This window comes from Rhodosalinus halophilus, assembly GCF_003298775.1.
Taxonomy (GTDB): domain Bacteria; phylum Pseudomonadota; class Alphaproteobacteria; order Rhodobacterales; family Rhodobacteraceae; genus Rhodosalinus; species Rhodosalinus halophilus.
In genome coordinates, this window is the sequence record NZ_QNTQ01000013.1 from 40,356 (window position 1) to 57,789 (window position 17,434).

Consider the following 17,434-nt stretch of genomic DNA (forward strand, 5'->3'; position numbering starts at 1 on the left):
ACCGGCGGCAACCCCGTGCCCGGCCGATCCATCGCATCCCCTGCCCTGTCGCCGCGCGAGGCAGACCGCAGCGGGCGGCCAGAGTCAATCGCGCGCCCGATTGCCCCGGCCCGCGCGCTCAAGTATCACGCAGCGGACACTCCCTCAGTTTCTTGAAAGGTGCGACAGCCGATGGCCAGCTACCAGTACGTCTACCACATGGACGGCGTCTCCAAGACCTATCCGGGCGGCAAGAAGACCTTCGAGAACATCCGCCTCAATTTCCTGCCCGGCGTGAAGATCGGCGTGGTCGGCGTGAACGGCGCGGGGAAATCGACCCTCCTGCGCATCATGGCCGGCATCGACACCGACTTCACCGGCGAGGCCTGGGCGGCCGAGGGCGCGACGGTGGGCTATCTTCCGCAGGAGCCCGAGCTCGACCCCGATCTCAACGTGCGCGGCAACGTGATGGAGGGGGTGAAGGCCAAGCAGGCCAAGCTCGACCGCTTCAACGAGCTTGCCATGAACTATTCCGACGAGACCGCCGAGGAGATGGCGGCGCTGCAGGACGAGATCGACGGCGAGGGGCTGTGGGATCTCGACAGCAAGGTCGACCAGGCGATGGAGGCGCTGCGCTGCCCGCCGGACGAGGCCAGCGTCGACAGCCTCTCGGGCGGCGAAAAGCGGCGCGTGGCGCTCTGCAAGCTGCTCCTGGAGGCGCCGGACATGCTCCTGCTGGACGAGCCCACCAACCACCTCGACGCGGAAACCATCGCCTGGCTGCAGCAGCACCTGATCGACTACAAGGGCACCTGCCTGATCGTCACCCACGACCGCTACTTCCTCGACGAGATCACCGGCTGGATCCTCGAGCTCGACCGCGGCCGCGGCATTCCCTACGAGGGCAACTATTCCAGCTGGCTGGAGCAGAAGGCGAAGCGGCTGGAGCAGGAGGCGCGCGAGGACAAGGCCAAGCAGAAGACGCTGGCGCGCGAACTTGAATGGATCCGGCAGGGGCAGAAGGCGCGGCAGGCCAAGTCCAAGGCCCGGATCCAGGCCTACGAGGAACTGGCCAATCAGTCCGAGCGCGAGCGCGTCGGCCGCGCGCAGATCGTCATCCCCAACGGCCCGCGCCTCGGCGGCAAGGTCATCGAGGTGGAACAACTGCGCAAGGCGCATGGCGACAAGCTGCTGATCGAGGATCTGACCTTCTCCCTGCCGCCGGGGGGCATCGTCGGCGTGATCGGGCCCAACGGCGCGGGCAAGACCACCCTCTTCCGCATGCTCACCGGGCAGGAGCAGCCCGACGCCGGCCGCATCGACTACGGCGACACGGTGAAACTCTCCTACGTCGATCAGACGCGCGATGCGCTCAACCCCGACCACACCGTCTGGGAGGCGATCAGCGACGGGCAGGAGGTGATCAAACTCGGCGACGCCGAGATCAATTCCCGCGCCTACGTCGGCGCCTTCAACTTCAAGGGCGGCGACCAGCAGAAGAAGGTGGGGCTGCTCTCGGGCGGCGAGCGCAACCGCGTGCACATGGCGCGGCTGCTGAAGGAGGGCGGCAATGTGCTGCTGCTCGACGAGCCCACCAACGACCTCGACGTGGAGACGCTGCGCGCGCTCGAGGACGCGATCGCCGATTTCGCCGGCTGCGCCGTGGTCATCAGCCACGACCGCTTCTTCCTCGACCGTATCTGCACCCATATCCTCGCCTTCGAGGGCGAGGCGCATGTCGAGTGGTTCGAGGGCAACTTCGAGGACTACGAGGAAGACAAGAAGCGCCGGCTCGGCCCGGACGCGGTGGAGCCGAAGCGGATCAAGTACAAGAAGTTCGCGAGGTGAGGTGAGTCGATGGGCGGAAACGCCCCCCGGGGGTTTTCGTAGGGTGCGTGCTCGCACGCACCACGCTGCCGGATCAGGTGCGTGACATCGCGCACCACCCTACGCCGGGCCGCCACAGGTGCGTGCCAGCACGCACCCTACGGCCATCGGCCAGCGCGGATCTCGCGGTGCACGGTGGAAAACGGCCACGCCTCGGGTGTCTCTGCCAGACCGTGCCGGACGGGGTTCAGGTGGCAGTAACGTACGAACGCCCGGTACTCGGCCTCGCCGCGCACGTGATGCTCCCAGAACCGGCGCTGCCAGATCGCGCGCTCGCCGCGCGCCACGTCGCTCGGGCGGCGGGGGCCGGCCGGCAGCCCCCGGGAAAACCGCGCCTTGATCAGGCGCCAGCGCGTGGCGAAATCGGCATCACCCTCAGGCAGCGTCCAGACGGCGTGGAGGTGATCGGGCAGTACCACCCAGGCGTCGATGCGGAACGGCCGCTCGCTCCGCGTACGGCGCACCGCATCGCGCAGCCGGGCGATCTCATGGACGAGCATTTCGCTGCCGCGCTCGCGCAGGGCGACGGTGAAGAAGATGGTGGCGCCGGGGATGCGCGGGCGGATGTAGTCAGGCATGCGCCCTGCATGCGCGAGCACGGTTAACCCAGGGTGAACAGGGGTGCGTGCAATCACGCACCCTACACCGATTTCCCTTGCCACGCCGCCCCGGACCTGTCACAGGGGGCGGGCTAACGTTACTCCTCTCGACCAGCTGTCTCCCTTACCGGCGTTCAGTTCATCGACACGGACGACTGACGCCAGGCTGCCGCATGTCGCGGGCAGCGCACAACTATGGAGACCACGGACATGGCCAATGGCACCGTGAAATGGTTCAACGCCACCAAAGGCTTCGGCTTCATCGCGCCCGAGACGGGCGGCAAGGACGTTTTCGTCCACATCTCGGCCGTCGAGCGCGCAGGCCTCACCGGCCTCGCCGATGACCAGAAGGTGACCTACGACGTCGAGACCGGCCGCGACGGCCGCCAGTCGGCGTCGAACCTCGCCCTCGCCTGATCCGGCCCGACCGGACGACATGACGGGCGCGGCGGAGCGATCCGCCGCGCCCTTTCGCTTTGCGCTGGGCCCGACGCCGGCGACGTAGGGTGCGTGATATCACGCACCCTACGGGTTGCGCGCCCGCCGGCTCCGCGGAAGACTGGGCCCCATGTCGATGATCGCGATCCTGACCAACTGCCCCGACGAGGCCAGTGCCGACGCCATCGCCGAGGGACTCGTGCTTGCCCGGCTGGCCGCCTGCGCCAACCGCTACGCGCCGATCCGCTCCGTCTTTCACTGGCAGGGCGGCGTCGCGCGCGAGACCGAGGTGCCGCTGCTGCTCAAGACGCGGGCCGATCTCGCCGAGCGCGCCGAGGCCGAGATCCGGCGGCTGCATCCCTACGACTGCCCGCCCATCCTGCGCATCCCGATGGAGGCCCATGCCGACTATCTCGCCTGGATCGCGGCGGAGACCGCAGGCTAGGGCGACGGCCGGGCCGAAGCCCCGGGGCAACACCTGCGCGGCGTCCGCCCGCGGCCGCGCGGGTGGCGGACCCGAATCGGCACGCGCGCCGTTGAATCGCCAGAAAGCGGTGGCAAGATACCGCTGCACTGGCCCAAGACGAGAGAACAAGACCATGATCGACCGCCGGACCCTTCTCGCCGCGACCGCGGCCGCCGCCGCCCTGCCCGGCGCCGCCGCCGCGCAGTTCCAGCTGCCGCGCAAGCTGCAGCCGCAGCGCGTGAACATGCGCACGGGCATCGCGGCGCCGCATATCGTCATCCTGCCGCGCAGCCACTTCCTCTATTTCGTGGACGAGCCCGGGCGCGCGCTGCGCTATGGCGTCGGCGTGGGCCGCGCGGGGCTGGAGTTCACGGGCACCGCCGTGATCGAGGTAAAGAAGGAATGGCCCACCTGGCGGCCGACCGAGGAGATGATCGAGCGCGACCCGCAGGAATACGCCCGTTTCAAGGACAACGACTACGTCCAGCCGGGCGGGCCCGGCAACCCGCTGGGCGCGCGGGCGCTCTACCTGTTCCAGAACGGTCGCGACACCTTTTACCGGATCCACGGCACGAACGCGCCCTCGACGATCGGGCAATCGGTCTCGAACGGCTGCATCCGCATGCTCAACGACCATGTCATCGACCTCTACGAGCGCGTCCCGATCGGCACGCGCGTCACGGTCATGATGTGACGAACTGGAGACGAGGCGCGACCAACCCGATCGAACCCGGTCGATCTGCCCAATTTTCGCCGTTTTTCCTTTCTTAACCTGTCAGCCGCACCATGAGCGGTGACCAAAGGTGCGGAGGGCACATGGCACTGGCAGGTATTCTTCTGGGCGCTTTCGGCGGGATGGCCGCGGCCCTCGTCGCCCTGGCGATGGGCGCGGGCTGGCTACAGGCGCTCGCGCTCTACGTCTTCGGCGGCGCTGCGCTGGCACTGATACTGATCGCGGTGGCGGCCCTGCGACAGGAGCGCCCGGCCGCCGACCATCCGGGCGCGCGCGAGGGGCAGCGCGTCAATCCCTGATCCGGCTCGGCGGATCCGCCCCTGTCCGCATGGCGTGCGCCGTCAGGCTGTGCTAACGACACCGCGGAGCGACAAGCCCGGGGGGCGGTGATGCGCAGCTTCGATCTTCTCGTGATCGGCGCCGGCCCCGCGGGGGCCGCCGCGGCGCATGCCTCCGCCGCGAGGGGGTTGCGTGTCGCGCTGATCGACAGGCATGCCTTCCCCCGCAACAAGCTCTGCGGCGGCGGCGTCACCGGGCGCGCGCGGGCAGAGGCCATGTCGCTTCTGGGGCGTCCCCTTCCCGAGCCGCTTCTCGAGCCGCGCGGCCGTTTCGCCTTTCACGCCGCCGGCGCGCCGCTGGGCGAGATCGAGGGGGTGCCCCCGGTCTGGATGACGACGCGCGTGGGCTTCGACGCGCATCTCGTCGAGGCGGCGCTCGCGGCCGGGGCCGAGGATCACACCGGGCGTCCCGTCGCCGAGGTCGATCCGCAGGCGCGTGCGGTCACCTTCCGAGACGGCGAGCGTCTGACCGCCCCGCTGATCGTCGGCGCGGACGGCGCCACCAGTATCGTCGCCCGCGCGCTCTTCGGCCGCCCCTTCGATCCGGCGCGCATCGGCTTCGCGCTCGAGGTCGAGGCGCCGCCGCCCGAGGCGGCAGCGGCGGCGCCGGTGCGGATCGATTTCGGCGCCGCCGACTGGGGCTATGGCTGGAGCTTCCCGAAATCGGGCAGCACCACCGTCGGGGTCGGCGGCGTGCATGCGCGCAACCCCTCGATGAAGACGGCGATGCGCGCCTACATGGCGATGCTGGGCGTGGACCCGGAGCGGGTGAAGGTGCAAGGGGCCTTCCTGCCCTTCGGCGACTTCCGCAGGGTGCCGGGCCAGAAGCGCGTGATGCTCGCGGGGGATGCCGCGGGGCTCGTCGATCCGCTCACCGGCGAGGGCATCGCCTACGCGCTGGCGAGCGGCCGCATGGCGGGCGAGGCCGCCGCCCGCGCGCTCGCCCGCGGACGGCCGGAGGCGGCGCTGCGCGACTACGCCCGGGCGCTGCGCCCCATCCATCGCGCGCTGCGGCACGCGGCGCTCATGGGCCACGTGATCCACGGCACGGCGCTGCGCGACGGGTTTCTCTCCGCCTTCCGACGGTCAGGGCGGCTACGCTACGACTACATGCGGATGCTGGGCGGCGAGCTGGAGTATGGCGACATCGCCCGGCGCACCCTGCGCCGCCTGCCCGCGCTCGCCGGTCGGTCGGCTGTCGCGCGGCTCTCCCCCGCCCGCGGCTGAGGGCCTCAGCCCAGCCGCGCCACCCAGGCCTCGATATCGCCCGCGCGCATCGCCCCGCTCTGGCGCGCGCGCTCGCGCCCGCCAGACCAGCCGACCACCGTGGGGATGCCGCGAATGCCGTGCCGGGCGCCCGCCTCCGGGAAATCCTGCGTGTTGAGCTTCACCAGCCGGGCGCGGCCCCGCAGCGCGCCTGCGGCGCGGGAATACTCCGGCGCCATCATCCGGCACGGGCCGCACCAGGGCGCCCAGAAATCCGCGACGAGCGGCAGATCGTCGGTGCGCGCCGCCTTGTCGAGGATCTTCGGATCCACCTCGACGGCCTTCGACGGGATGAGCGGCGCGCCGCAGGTGCCGCATTTCGGCCCCGCGGTCAGCCGCTCCGCCGGCACCCGGTTCACCTGTCCGCAGTCGAGACAGGTCACTTTCTTCGCCGCACTCATCGTCCGCCTCCAGTGATACACATTCCGATTTCACCATATATATTCGCCGCGCCGGCGCGCAAGTCCCGGTTGACGCAGCGTCCGCCCCGGCGCGCTTCGCAAAAAAGTTGCGCGGCGGGACATGTTGACTAGTCTTCACGGGAACCGCCACGCGCCCCGGGAAGAGGCGCAGCGGCACCACAGGGAGGACCGGCGCGGGGCGCGAGCCCCTGACCGGGCAGGGAGCGACCGACAGGGATGCTGAGCGTCAGCGACCTTCACCTGTCCTTCGGCGGCATCAAGGCGCTGCAGGGCATCACCTTCGAGGCGAAGCCGGGCGAGATCACCGGCGTCATCGGCCCGAACGGGGCGGGAAAGACGAGCCTCTTCAACGCGATATCGGGGTTCTACACCCCCGATCGCGGGCGCGTCGCCTTCGCGGGCCGCGACATCACGGGGCTCACGCCGGACAAGCGCGCGGAGCTGGGCATCGCGCGCACCTTTCAGAACATCGCGCTCTTCCGCGGCATGACCGTGCTCGACAACATCAAGCTCGGCGGGCACACGCGGCTGAAGACCAACGTCTGGCAGGCGCTCGCCTATTTCGGTCCGGCGCGGCGCGAGGAGCTCGCCTTCCGCGCCGAGATCGAGGAGCGGGTGATCGATTTCCTCGAGATCGACCACATCCGCAAGGCGCCGATCACCGCCCTGCCCTACGGCCTGCAGAAGCGCGTGGAGCTCGGCCGCGCGCTGGCCATGCGGCCCAAGGTGCTGATGCTGGACGAGCCGGTGGCCGGCATGAACCGGGAAGAGACCGCCGACATGGCGCGCTTCATCCTCGACGTGCAGGAAGAGTTCGGCACCACCATCTTGCTGGTGGAACACGACATGGCGCTGGTGATGGACATCTGCTCCCACATCGTCGTGCTCAATTTCGGCCAGCAGATCGCGGAAGGCACGCCGGCCGAGGTCAGCCGCGACGACGAGGTGATCGAGGCCTATCTGGGCGCGGCGGCCTGAAGGGGGAGAGATGGGACAGTTCCTGCAGTTCGCGATCAACGGGCTGATGTCGGGCGCGATCTACGCGCTGATCGCGGTGGGCATCGTCTCGGTCTTCAAGGCGACGAAGGTCGTGAACTTCGCCCACGGCTACGTCATCATGGTGGGCGCCTATTTCTACTACACCTTCGCGGTGCTGATCCCCGGCGCCGAGTGGGCGCCCGCCTGGCTCGCCTCGTGGCAGCCCGGCTGGCTGATGGAGATGCGCGAGGGGCTGCCGATGTTCTCGCCCATGGGCGCGGTGCTCGACTGGGTGCAGAACCTGCCGCGCATCCTCTTCGGTCTCGCGGGCGCGGTGCTGGCCAACGCCGCGCTGGGGCTTCTCATCGAGCGGACGTTGATGCGCCCGCTGATGGGGCAGTCGGTCTTCGCGATGATCATGATAACCGTGGGCCTGATCTCGATCCTCGCGGGCGCGGCGCAGCTCGTCTGGACGGCGGACGCCGATTTCGTCCCCCACATCGCGCCCAACGCGCCGGTGCGCTTCGAGATGTTCGGAACGACCATCTTCCTCTTCGGCGCGGACATCGTGAACATGATCGTGGCGCTCCTGATCTTCGGGGCGATCGTCGCGATGGTGCGCTTCACCAAGTCCGGCGTCGCGATCCGCGCCACCGCCGAGGATCAGTCCACCGCCTATTCCATGGGCATCTCGGTGCCCAAAGTCTTCAGCCGCGCCTGGATGCTGGCCGCCGCCACCGGCGCCATCGCGGGGGCGATCCTGGCCACCCGTAACGGCATCTCGCCCTCGCTCGGGCTCTTCGGCTTCTCGGTGCTGGCGATCGTGCTGATGGGCGGGCTCGACAGCTACGTGGGCGTCTTCATCGCGGCGCTCGCGGTGGGCGTGCTCGAGGCCATGACGCAGTGGCAGCTCGGCGGCGACTGGGCCGAGATCGTGCCTTACGTCGCCGTTCTGGTCGTCATCCTGATCCGGCCGCACGGGCTCTTCGGGCAGAAGGAGGTCGAGCGGATATGATCACCGGCAACCTCAAGGCCTCCTACGCCGCCGACGAGCGGGTCTTCGACAACCGCAACAAGTGGGCCTTCTTCGCGGCCTCGCTTGCGGTGCTCGCCGGCATGGCCGGTTTCGCCAACGACTACGTGATCCTCGTGGCCTGCCAGATGGGGATCCTGCTGATCGCCGTGGTCGGCGTGAACGTGGTGACGGGATACACGGGCCTGATATCGCTGGGCCACGCGGCCTTCGTCGCAGTGGGCGCCTACACGGTGGCGATCTTCCACGCGGGCTTCGCGGGGGTGATCCCCGACGGGCTCATGGCGCTGATCGCCATTCCAGTGGCGGTGGCGGTGAGTGCGCTCGTCGGCATCATCGTCGGCCTGCCCTCGCTGCGGGTGAAGGGGCTCTACCTCGCCGTGGCGACTCTCAGCGCCAATTTCATCGTGATCTTCCTGATCGAGCAGGAGGCCTTCGCCCACTGGACGGGCGGCATGGTGGGCATCAACACGCCGGCGCCCGACTTCTTCGGCTGGGAACTCGACACCAAGCGCGAGATGTTCGTGCTGATCGCGGCGCTGGGGGTGCTCACCCTGCTTGCGGTGCAGAACCTCTTTCGCACGCGGGTGGGCCGGGCCTTCATCGCGATCCGCGACCGCGACTATTCGGCCGAGATCATGGGCATCTCGCTGCTGCGCTACAAGCTCACCAGCTTCGCGATCTCGGCGGCGCTCTGCGGACTGTCGGGGGCGCTCTTCGCCTATTTCTACGCCCGCATCCTGCCCGAGCAATTCGAGCTCGCGCTGTCGCTGGAGCTCGTCGCGGCGATGATCGTGGGCGGCATGGGGCGCACGATGGGGCCCGTGTTCGGCGTGATCGTGATCGTCATGGTGCCCGAGGTCATCAAGTCGCTCTTCGGCGTGGCCACGGGCGGCGAGGCCAGCATGGCGCAGCTCCTCGCGCCCTTGCAGGACATCGCCTTCGGCCTTCTGATCGTGCTATTCCTGCTCTTCGAGCCCCTCGGCCTCAACCACATGGCGGACCGGGCGCTCAGGGCCATGAACCGCTGGCCCTTCGCCCGATGAGGCCCAAGACCAAGAACACGCGAGACCCAAACCCAGGGAGGAAGATCCAGATGACACTGACGAGACGCAGTTTCCTCGCCACAGGCGCCGCGGCCTCGGCCGCGATCGGCACGCCGATGATCCTGCGCGCGCAGCCCAGCGAATACGTCTTCGGCTCGTCGCTGCCGATGACCGGCCCCTTCGCCACCGCGGGCCAGCTCGTCGCGCCCGCCCTCAAGATGTTCGAGGATCTGGCGAACGAGGACGGCGGCATCGGCGGCGTGCCGATCCGCACCACGGCCGAGGACTCGGGCTACATCCCGCAGAACGCGCTCGCCAACTACCAGCGCGCACTCGCGACCGAGCCCAACCTCGTCTACTACTATGGCGACTCCACCGGCTTCATGAAGCTCGTCGCGCCCGAGCTCCGGGGCGAGAACGCGCGGCTGATGGGCTCCACCTCCTTCGCCTCCGAGCTCGCGAAGCCCGAGGAGAACCCCTATCAGTATCTCGCCGGCCCCTCCTACGAGGACCAGTTCGACATCCTGCTCGAGAGCATCGCCAACCAGGGCGGCTCGACCGTGGCCTTCATCTATTCCAACACCGAGTTCGGCCGCGACCCGCTGGAATCGGGCCGCGCCAAGGCCGAGGAGCTGGGCATCGAGGTGGTGCTGGAGGAGAGCACCAAGGCGCAGGGCGCGGACATCCCCACCCATGTCACCAAGCTCGCCCAGTCGAACGCGGAATACTGCATCCTGCAGGGCTACGTCACCGGCGTCTGGCCGCAGCTCATCGGCGGCGCGCGGCAGTTCGGCCTGCCCACGAAGTTCATGGGCACCTTCTGGGGCATGGAGAAGCTGATCGCCGACCGGGTCACGGCCGAGGCCGGCCCCTTCCTCGACGGCTACCTCGGCGTCATGCCCTACCGCTACTCCTACGACAACGACAACGCGCCGCGCTATGCGCGCTACGCCGAATACCAGAAGAAGAACTTCGCCGGCACGCCGCTGGAGAACTACATGCCCACCTGGGGCCTGCAGTCGCTCTGCGCGATGGAGCTGGGGCTGATGGCGCTGCGGCAGGTCCACGAGGAGGGCAAGGAGCTGACCGCCGACAACGCGGCCGAGGCGCTGGCCTCGATCCAGAACTGGGAGTCGGGCGGCTTCTTCGGCGTGCCGGTCAGCATGCAGGGCAACAAGATCGGGACCGGCCGTGTCTACCAGTACTCGGCCGAGACCAATCTCTTCACGCCCGCCTCGGACTGGTTCACCGTCTGAGCCGGAAAGTCCCGGGCCGTCCCGGCCCGGGACTGCCTCCGGCGGGGGTATTTGAGGACCATTGAAAGGACTGGCCGCCCGTGCTGACCATCGAGAACATCGAGGTGACCTATCACCACGTGGTGCAGGCGCTGCGGGGCCTGTCGCTCGAGGTGCCGGACGGCAAGATCGTCACGCTGCTGGGCACCAACGGCGCGGGCAAGACGACGACGCTCAAGGCGGCCTCGAACCTGCTGAAGCTGGAAAACGGCGAGGTCGGCGAGGGGCGGATCCTGTTCAAGGGCCAGGACATCCGCGGGATCGCGCCCGACCGGCTCGTGCAGCAGGGGCTATTTCACGTGCGCGAGGGGCGGCGGATCTTCGCGGAGATGACCGTCGAGGACAATCTCGTGGCGGCGAGCTATGCGCTCGACCGCCGCAACGCCAGGGCCGACTACGACAAGGTCTGGGACTTCTTCCCGGTGCTGAAGGAGCGCCGGCGCCAGATCGCGGGCTATCTCTCGGGCGGAGAACAGCAGATGCTGGCCTTCGGGCGGGCGATGATCGCACGGCCGCAGCTCATCCTGATGGACGAGCCCTCGCTCGGGCTGGCGCCGAAGGTGGTCGAGGAGATCTTCGCGACGATCCGGCGGCTCAACGCCGAGGACGGCGTGACGCTGCTGGTGGTGGAGCAGAACGCCGGCGTCGCCTTCTCCGTGGCGGATTACGGCTACATCATGGAGCACGGGCAGATCGTCATGGAGGGGCCGGTCGAGAAGCTGCGCGACGACCAGGACATCCGCAGCTTCTACCTCGGCGTGGCCGAGGAGGGCGAGGCGCGGCAGAGCTTCCGCGACGTGAAACACTACAAGCGCCGCAAGCGCTGGCTGAGCTGAGGAGAGGGCCATGGCACGGACCGTCCGCACGCAGGTGGAGATGATCGCGGGCCACGCCAAGGCCGCCCCCGACCGCGTGGCGATGCGCCAGAAGGAGTTCGGCATCTGGCAGGAACTGACCTGGGCCGGGCTGGACGAAATCTCCCGCGCGCTGGCGGCCGGGCTGATCGAGCTGGGCATGGATCACGGCGCCCATTGCGGGATTCTCAGCGAGAACCGGCAGGAATGGGTGCTGGCGCAGTTCGGCATCGCGGCGGCGGGGGGCGTCGTGGTGGGCATGTATCCCACGAGTCCGGCGGCGGAGATCGAGCATCTGGTCAACGCGTCGGACACCGAGATCCTGTTCATCGAGGACCAGGAACAGCTCGACAAGATCGTGGAGCTCCGGGGGCGGCTGCCGAAGCTGCGCCAGCTCATCGTCTTCGACCCCCGGGGCACCGGCCAGAGCCGGGAGCTCAATCTCGTGAGCTTCGAGGCGCTGATGGACCGCGGGCGCGCGGCGCTCGAGCGCCGGCGCACCGAGATCACGCGCCGCCAGGCGCTGGTGAGGGGCGACGACACCGCGATGATGGTCTTCACCTCGGGCTCGACGGGGCTGCCCAAGGCCGCGATGATCAGCCACGCGAACCTCTCGGCCGCGGCGGAGTATTCGCGCGAAATCTTCGCCGATTTCCCGCCGGGCACCAACGTGCTGAGCTATCTCCCGCTCTGCCACATCGCCGAGCAGAACGTGACGGTGACCAATGCGCTCGCCGGGCAGATGGTGATGAACTTCGGCGAATCCTTGCGCACCATCCGCCTCGACCTGCGCGACGTGGCGCCCGAGATCTTCTTCGGCGTGCCGCGGATCTGGGAGAAGACGCAGGCCGAGATCAGCGTGCAGGCGGCGACCGCGGGGCGGCTCAGGCGGCCGGTGATCCTCAAGGCGCTGAAGGTGGCCAGGGAGCTGGGCGCGAAGCGGCGCGACCGCTGGAGCGCCGCGGACCGGCTGCGCTGGCGGTTCTGGGATCTGCTGATCTACCGCCACATCCGCAGCTACCTCGGGCTCTCGCGCTGCCGCTTCGCGATCACGGCGGCGGCGCCGATCTCGGAGGATCTGCTGGCCTTCGTTCGCGGCATCGGCATCAACGCGCGCGAGGCCTGGGGGATGTCCGAGACGACCGGCGCGGCGACGATCCAGCCCGACTGGGGCTGCTCCGACGGGCGCGTGGGCTTCTTCATTGAGGGGATGGAGCACCGGATCGCGGAGGACGGCGAGCTGCTGGTGCGGGGGCCCATCGTCTTCAAGGGCTACTACAGGAACGAGGACGCCACCGCCGAGACGATCACCGAGGACGGCTGGCTGCACACCGGCGACGTGGCCGAGCACGCGCCCGACGGCTCGATCACGCTGGTCGACCGGAAGAAGGACATCATGATCAACGCCGCCGGCAAGAACCTCTCGCCCTCGCTGATCGAGAACGTGATGAAGTCGAGCCCCTACATCAAGGAATGCATCGTCATCGCGGACCGGCGGCAGTATGTGACCGCGCTGGTTCAGATCGACATGGACACGGTGCGCATCTGGGCCGAGAACCAGAAGCTCGCCTACACCACCTTCCGCTCGCTGGCCGAGAACCCGCGCGTGCAGGAACTGATCGAGGGCGAGGTGGAGCGGCTGAACCGCCAGCTCGCGCGCGTCGAGCAGGTCAAGAAGGTCTGGCTGCTGCCCAAGGAGCTCGACCACGACGACGGCGAGGTGACGGCGACGATGAAGGTGCGCCGCGCCAAGATCTACCAGTCCTACGGCGACCAGATCGAGGCGCTCTACGCCTGATCGCGCCGCCGCCCCGGGGGGTCACGCGGGCCGGAGCCTTTCCAGCACCTCCAGCGGCAGCGGCAGCACGATCGTCGAGGCGGGGCTCGCGGCGGCGTCCTGCAGCGAGTTCAGGTAGCGCAGCTGCATCGCGTAGGCATTGTCGCCGATGGTCTGGCTGGCCTCCACCAGCTTCTGCGCCGCCTGCGCCTCGCCCTCGGCCGAGATCACCCGGGCGCGACGGTCACGCTCGGCCTCCGCCTGCCGGGCGATGGCGCGCACCATGGAGTCGTCGATGTCGACATGCTTGATCTCGACGTTGGTGACCTTGATCCCCCATGGATCGGTCTGGGTGTCGAGAATCTCCTGGATGTCGGCGTTGAGCCGCTCGCGCTCGGAGAGCATCGTGTCGAGCTCGTGCTTGCCCAGCGTCGAGCGCAGCGTGGTCTGCGCGAGCTGGCTGGTGGCGGCGCGGAAGTTGGCGACCGAGATCACCGAACGCTCGGGATCGACGACGCGGAAATAGAGCACCGCGTTGACCTTGGCCGAGACGTTGTCCTTCGAGATGATGTCCTGGCTCGGCACGTCCTCGACGAAGACGCGCAGATCGACGCGCTCCATCTGCTGGATGAAGGGAATGATGATCACGAGGCCGGGGCCGGTGACCTTGGTGAAGCGGCCGAGGGTGAAGACCACGCCGCGTTCGTATTCGCGCAGGATGCGAATGGCCGCCGCGAGGAAGGCGACCACCAGGATGGCGATCAGGATGTAGATGAGCAGGTTGGTGTCGATCATGACTGGTCCTTTCGGTCGGCGCCGTCGGCGCGGCGCAGGTGGAGCGTCAGGCCCTCGACGGAGTCGACGCGGGCCGTGTCGCCGGGCGACAGCCCGGCCGGGCCGGTCGCGCGCCAGAGTTCGCCATGCGCGCGGACACGGCCCTTTCCGTCCTCCCACGAGAGCACCTCGGCCATGGCGCCCGCCATCTCTCCGGCGCTCTCGCGCGGCCGCTGTCGTCGGGTGCCGACCACGGCGCCGACCAGCAGCAGCACGACCGCGCCGCTGAGCGCGCCGAGCGTCACGATCACCCCCGGCGAGACCTGGAAGGCCGCCACGTCGGTGTCGATCAGGATCGCCGCGCCGATCCCGAAGGCCACGATCCCGCCGATGCCGGCGACGCCGAAGCTGGGCGAGAGCGCCTCGAGCCCCAAGAGCAGCAGCCCCAGCAGAATGAGCCCCATTCCGGCGTAGTTCACCGGCAGGGTGTTGAGCGAATAGAGCCCGAGCAGCATCAGGATCGCGCCGGCCACGCCGGGGCCGAGGCCGGGGCTCGCCAGCTCGTAGAGCAGCCCGTAGAAGCCCAGCGTCATCATCAGCAGCGCGACGTTTGGGTTCGCGAGCACCGAGAGGATCCGGGTGACGAGGCTCGGCGCGACCGTCTCGATCCGCGGATCGCCGAGCGCGAGCCTGCGCTCCGTGCCGTTTACGCTGACGGTGCGCCCGTCGGCCGCCGCGGCGAGCGCGGCGGTGTCGGCGGCCAGATGCTCGATCACGCCGCGCTCCAGCGCTTCCCGGGCGGTCAGGCTCGCCGCCTCGCGCACCGCCTTCTCGGCCCAGTCGGCGTTGCGCCCGCGCAGCTCGGCCAGCGCGCGGATCGAGGCGACGGCATCCTCGATGCGTTTCTGCGCGCCGGCGTCTTCGGGGGACGGGGGCGCCTCGCCCTCCTCGCCGCTGCCCTCGTCCCGTGGCGCCTCGCCGCCCTGGGGCAGCGGCGCGCCGCCGCCCATGGCCACGGGCGTCGCGGCGCCAAGATTGGTGCCCTCCGCCATCGCGGCGACATGCGCGGCATAGAGGATGTAGGTGCCCGCGCTGGCCGCCCGTGTGCCGGCGGGGGCGACATGGACGGCGACGGGCACCCGCGCGGACAGGATCGCGCGGTTGATGTCGCGGGTGCTGGTGGCAAGCCCGCCCGGGGTGTCCATGCGCAGCACCACGAGCGCCGCGCCGCGGGTCTCGGCGCGCTCGATGACGGAGGCGATGTGCCGGGTCGCGGGCGGCCCGATCGCGCCCTCGACGGGCGTGACGAGGATGATCGGCGCCTGCGGGTCCGCCTGCTCTCCCTGGGCCCACAGCCCGGCAACGGAGAAGACGAGCGCGAGCAGGGCGAGGCCCGCGCGGATCATCCGGCCTGCCGCCCGCGTCACCGGAGGGCTCCGGCGACGCCGATCGCCCCGCGCCAGCGGGCCTGTCGTCCCTCCTGCACCGTCAGCACCTTGCTCGCTCCGTCGCGTTCAAGGAAGAAGTCGGCGCGGCCACGTCCGATGGCCGCCCATGCTCCTGATGGAGCGTAGCACAGGAACGTCCTGCGGCGATGCCGTGTTCCGGCGCTGCGCCAGGGCGTCGCACGGGCGAAGGCGGCCGGCGACCACCCCGGCGCCCTGCCCGTCTTTGCGCTTGATTGCGGGCGGCTGACGCGCGAGACAACCGCGAGAGCACTGGCGAGGAACGGATGGCGCTGCCGGTCAGGGAACAGGTGACGTATTGGGGGATCGCCGCGGCGGTCTTTCTCGTCGTGCTGTGGTATCTTGGCGACGTGATCCTGCCCTTCGTGCTGGGCGGCGCGATCGCCTATCTGCTCGATCCGCTGGCCGACCGGCTCGAACGTGTCGGCCTCTCCCGCGCGGCGGCGACGGCGATCATCACCGTGGCGGCGGTGCTGATCTTCGTGCTGGTCGCGCTGCTCGTGATCCCGACGCTGGTGCGCCAGACCACCGAACTGATCCAGACCGCGCCGGTGCTCGTCGCGCAGCTGCGCGACTTCGTCGTGGCGCGCTTTCCCGATCTCGTGGTGCCCGACAGCCAGCTGCGCCAGACCTTCGACCAGATCGGCGCGACCATCCAGTCGCGCGGCGCCGAGCTTCTCAACACGGTGGTCGCCTCGGTGGGTTCGCTGCTCAACGTGGTGCTGCTCTTCGTCGTCGTTCCGGTCGTCGCGGTCTATCTCCTGCTCGACTGGGACCGGATGATCGCCGAGATCGACACGCTGCTGCCGCGCGACCACGCGCCGGTGATCCGCCGCCTCGCGCGCGAGATCGACGCCTCGATGTCGGGGTTCCTGCGCGGCATGGGCACCGTCTGCCTGATCCTCGGCACCTACTACGCGGTCGCCCTGATGCTTGTCGGGCTGAACTTCGGCCTGGTCGTTGGCTTCGTGGCCGGCATCCTGACCTTCATCCCCTACGTGGGCGCGATCGTGGGCGGCGTGCTCGCCATCGGGCTCGCGCTCTTCCAGTTCTGGGGCGACTGGCTCTGGATCGTGGCGGTGGCGGCAATCTTCCAGGTGGGCCAGCTCGTCGAGGGCAACGTGCTCACGCCGCGGCTGGTGGGCAGCTCCGTCGGGCTGCACCCGGTCTGGCTGCTCTTCGCGCTGTCGGTCTTCGGCTCGCTCTTCGGCTTCGTGGGCATGCTGGTCGCGGTCCCGGTGGCCGCGGCGCTGGGCGTGCTGGCGCGTTTCGTGGTCCAGCAATACCGCGGCAGCCGGCTCTATCGCGGGCTGGAGGCCACGGGCGAGGACGAGTGAAGCCCGCGATGCAGCAGCAGCTCAGCCTCGCCCTGCCGGTCCGCCCGGCCCTGGGACGCGGCGATTTCTTCGTGTCCGAGGCCAATGCGACGGCGCTCGCCGCGATCGAGGGGTGGCAGGGCTGGCCGGGCCGCAAGATGGTGCTCACCGGACCCGAGGGCGCCGGAAAGACGCATCTCGCCCATGTCTGGGCGGCGCTCGCGGCGGCCACGATCGTGCAGGCGACGGCGCTCGCCGAGGCCGAAATCCCCGCCCTCGCCCGCGCGCCGGTGGCCGTCGAGGACGCCGACCGGATCGCCGGCGATCCGGCGGCCGAGGCGGCGCTCTTCCATCTGCACAACCTCGTGCTCGCGGAAGGCAAGGCGCTGCTGGTCACGGCGCGCGACGCGCCCGGCCGCTGGGGCCTCGCCCTGCCCGACCTCGAAAGCCGGCTCCAGGCGGCAACGCTGGCGCGCGTGCAGCCGCCGGACGACCGCCTTCTCTTCGCGCTCCTGGCCAAGCTCTTCGCCGACCGGCAGCTCACGCCCGGGCCCGCGACGCTGACCTATGTCACGCGCCGGATCGACCGCTCCTTCGCCGCGGCGGCCGAGGCGGTGGAGCGGCTCGACCGGGCCGCGCTCGAAGCCAAGCGCCCCCTGACGCGATCCCTGGCGGCGCAGGTGCTGGGCGACGGCTAGCCCGGCGCCCTGCGCGCAATCCCTTGCGACGCTTCCAGCCATGCCGGATAGTCGCCGAAAGCCCCCGTC

General features: G+C 69.5%; 18 protein-coding genes. 14 read left to right on the top strand and 4 right to left on the bottom strand.

Features of this window, described 5'->3' with window-relative positions; genetic code table 11:
• The first annotated feature begins 171 nt into the window (after positions 1–171).
• The gene (gene ettA, locus DRV85_RS13535; protein WP_113290013.1) at positions 172–1,827 is read left to right on the top strand and encodes an energy-dependent translational throttle protein EttA; all 1,656 of its coding nucleotides are present in this window, start codon (positions 172–174) and stop codon (positions 1,825–1,827) included.
• A 137-nt stretch (positions 1,828–1,964) separates the two neighbouring features.
• Here ettA and DRV85_RS13540 read toward each other — a convergent pair whose 3' ends face one another.
• Positions 1,965–2,444, bottom strand: a complete 480-nt coding sequence (locus DRV85_RS13540) for an REP-associated tyrosine transposase (protein ID WP_113290014.1) — start codon at positions 2,442–2,444, stop codon at positions 1,965–1,967.
• Between the two features lie 231 nt (positions 2,445–2,675).
• On the opposite strand from DRV85_RS13540, the gene DRV85_RS13545 reads away from it, so the two are divergent.
• From DRV85_RS13545 to DRV85_RS13565, 5 genes are all read left to right on the top strand, one after another.
• On the top strand, positions 2,676–2,882 hold the full coding sequence (locus DRV85_RS13545) for a cold-shock protein (RefSeq protein ID WP_113290094.1): 207 nt from the start codon (positions 2,676–2,678) through the stop codon (positions 2,880–2,882).
• A gap of 151 nt (positions 2,883–3,033) precedes the next feature.
• Entirely contained in the window at positions 3,034–3,348 is a 315-nt protein-coding gene (cutA, locus tag DRV85_RS13550; protein ID WP_199525943.1) for a divalent-cation tolerance protein CutA, read from the top strand.
• Between the two features lie 154 nt (positions 3,349–3,502).
• Positions 3,503–4,063, top strand: coding sequence for a L,D-transpeptidase (locus DRV85_RS13555; protein WP_113290015.1), 561 nt, complete (start codon positions 3,503–3,505; stop codon positions 4,061–4,063).
• Between the two features lie 122 nt (positions 4,064–4,185).
• Positions 4,186–4,401, top strand: coding sequence for a hypothetical protein (locus tag DRV85_RS13560; RefSeq protein ID WP_113290016.1), 216 nt, complete (start codon positions 4,186–4,188; stop codon positions 4,399–4,401).
• Positions 4,402–4,491: 90 nt separating this feature from the next.
• Positions 4,492–5,667, top strand: a complete 1,176-nt coding sequence (locus DRV85_RS13565) for a geranylgeranyl reductase family protein (protein WP_113290017.1) — start codon at positions 4,492–4,494, stop codon at positions 5,665–5,667.
• Positions 5,668–5,672: 5 nt separating this feature from the next.
• On the opposite strand, the gene DRV85_RS13570 is transcribed toward DRV85_RS13565, so the two are convergent.
• Complete coding sequence (locus tag DRV85_RS13570; protein WP_113290018.1) at positions 5,673–6,107, bottom strand: thioredoxin domain-containing protein; 435 nt, start codon at positions 6,105–6,107, stop codon at positions 5,673–5,675.
• 237 nt (positions 6,108–6,344) lie between these two features.
• On the opposite strand from DRV85_RS13570, the gene DRV85_RS13575 reads away from it, so the two are divergent.
• From DRV85_RS13575 to DRV85_RS13600, 6 genes are all read left to right on the top strand, one after another.
• Entirely contained in the window at positions 6,345–7,106 is a 762-nt protein-coding gene (locus tag DRV85_RS13575) for an ABC transporter ATP-binding protein (protein WP_113290019.1), read from the top strand.
• 10 nt (positions 7,107–7,116) lie between these two features.
• The gene (locus DRV85_RS13580) at positions 7,117–8,121 is read left to right on the top strand and encodes a branched-chain amino acid ABC transporter permease (protein WP_113290020.1); all 1,005 of its coding nucleotides are present in this window, start codon (positions 7,117–7,119) and stop codon (positions 8,119–8,121) included.
• The gene (locus tag DRV85_RS13585) at positions 8,118–9,185 is read left to right on the top strand and encodes a branched-chain amino acid ABC transporter permease (protein WP_113290021.1); all 1,068 of its coding nucleotides are present in this window, start codon (positions 8,118–8,120) and stop codon (positions 9,183–9,185) included. The genes DRV85_RS13580 and DRV85_RS13585 overlap by 4 nt, the downstream gene beginning before the upstream one ends.
• A gap of 50 nt (positions 9,186–9,235) precedes the next feature.
• A complete protein-coding gene (locus DRV85_RS13590) occupies positions 9,236–10,441 on the top strand; it encodes an ABC transporter substrate-binding protein (RefSeq protein WP_233495516.1) in 1,206 nt (401 codons plus the stop codon).
• 80 nt (positions 10,442–10,521) lie between these two features.
• On the top strand, positions 10,522–11,316 hold the full coding sequence (locus DRV85_RS13595; protein WP_113290022.1) for an ABC transporter ATP-binding protein: 795 nt from the start codon (positions 10,522–10,524) through the stop codon (positions 11,314–11,316).
• A gap of 10 nt (positions 11,317–11,326) precedes the next feature.
• Positions 11,327–13,132: an AMP-dependent synthetase/ligase gene (locus DRV85_RS13600; RefSeq protein WP_113290023.1), complete on the top strand. Its 1,806-nt coding sequence runs from the start codon at positions 11,327–11,329 to the stop codon at positions 13,130–13,132.
• A 21-nt stretch (positions 13,133–13,153) separates the two neighbouring features.
• Here DRV85_RS13600 and DRV85_RS13605 read toward each other — a convergent pair whose 3' ends face one another.
• Together DRV85_RS13605 and DRV85_RS13610 are read right to left on the bottom strand one after the other, a co-directional pair.
• On the bottom strand, positions 13,154–13,906 hold the full coding sequence (locus tag DRV85_RS13605; protein ID WP_113290024.1) for a slipin family protein: 753 nt from the start codon (positions 13,904–13,906) through the stop codon (positions 13,154–13,156).
• Positions 13,903–15,312 (bottom strand): NfeD family protein, encoded by a 1,410-nt coding sequence (locus DRV85_RS13610; protein WP_147238853.1) that lies wholly within the window; start codon positions 15,310–15,312, stop codon positions 13,903–13,905. Before DRV85_RS13610 ends, DRV85_RS13605 begins: the two co-directional genes overlap by 4 nt.
• A gap of 305 nt (positions 15,313–15,617) precedes the next feature.
• Between DRV85_RS13610 and DRV85_RS13615 the strand changes: the two genes are divergently transcribed.
• Positions 15,618–16,688, top strand: a complete 1,071-nt coding sequence (locus DRV85_RS13615) for an AI-2E family transporter (protein ID WP_113290026.1) — start codon at positions 15,618–15,620, stop codon at positions 16,686–16,688.
• An 8-nt stretch (positions 16,689–16,696) separates the two neighbouring features.
• Positions 16,697–17,365: a P-loop NTPase family protein gene (locus DRV85_RS13620; RefSeq protein WP_113290097.1), complete on the top strand. Its 669-nt coding sequence runs from the start codon at positions 16,697–16,699 to the stop codon at positions 17,363–17,365.
• The last annotated feature ends 69 nt before the right edge of the window (positions 17,366–17,434 follow it).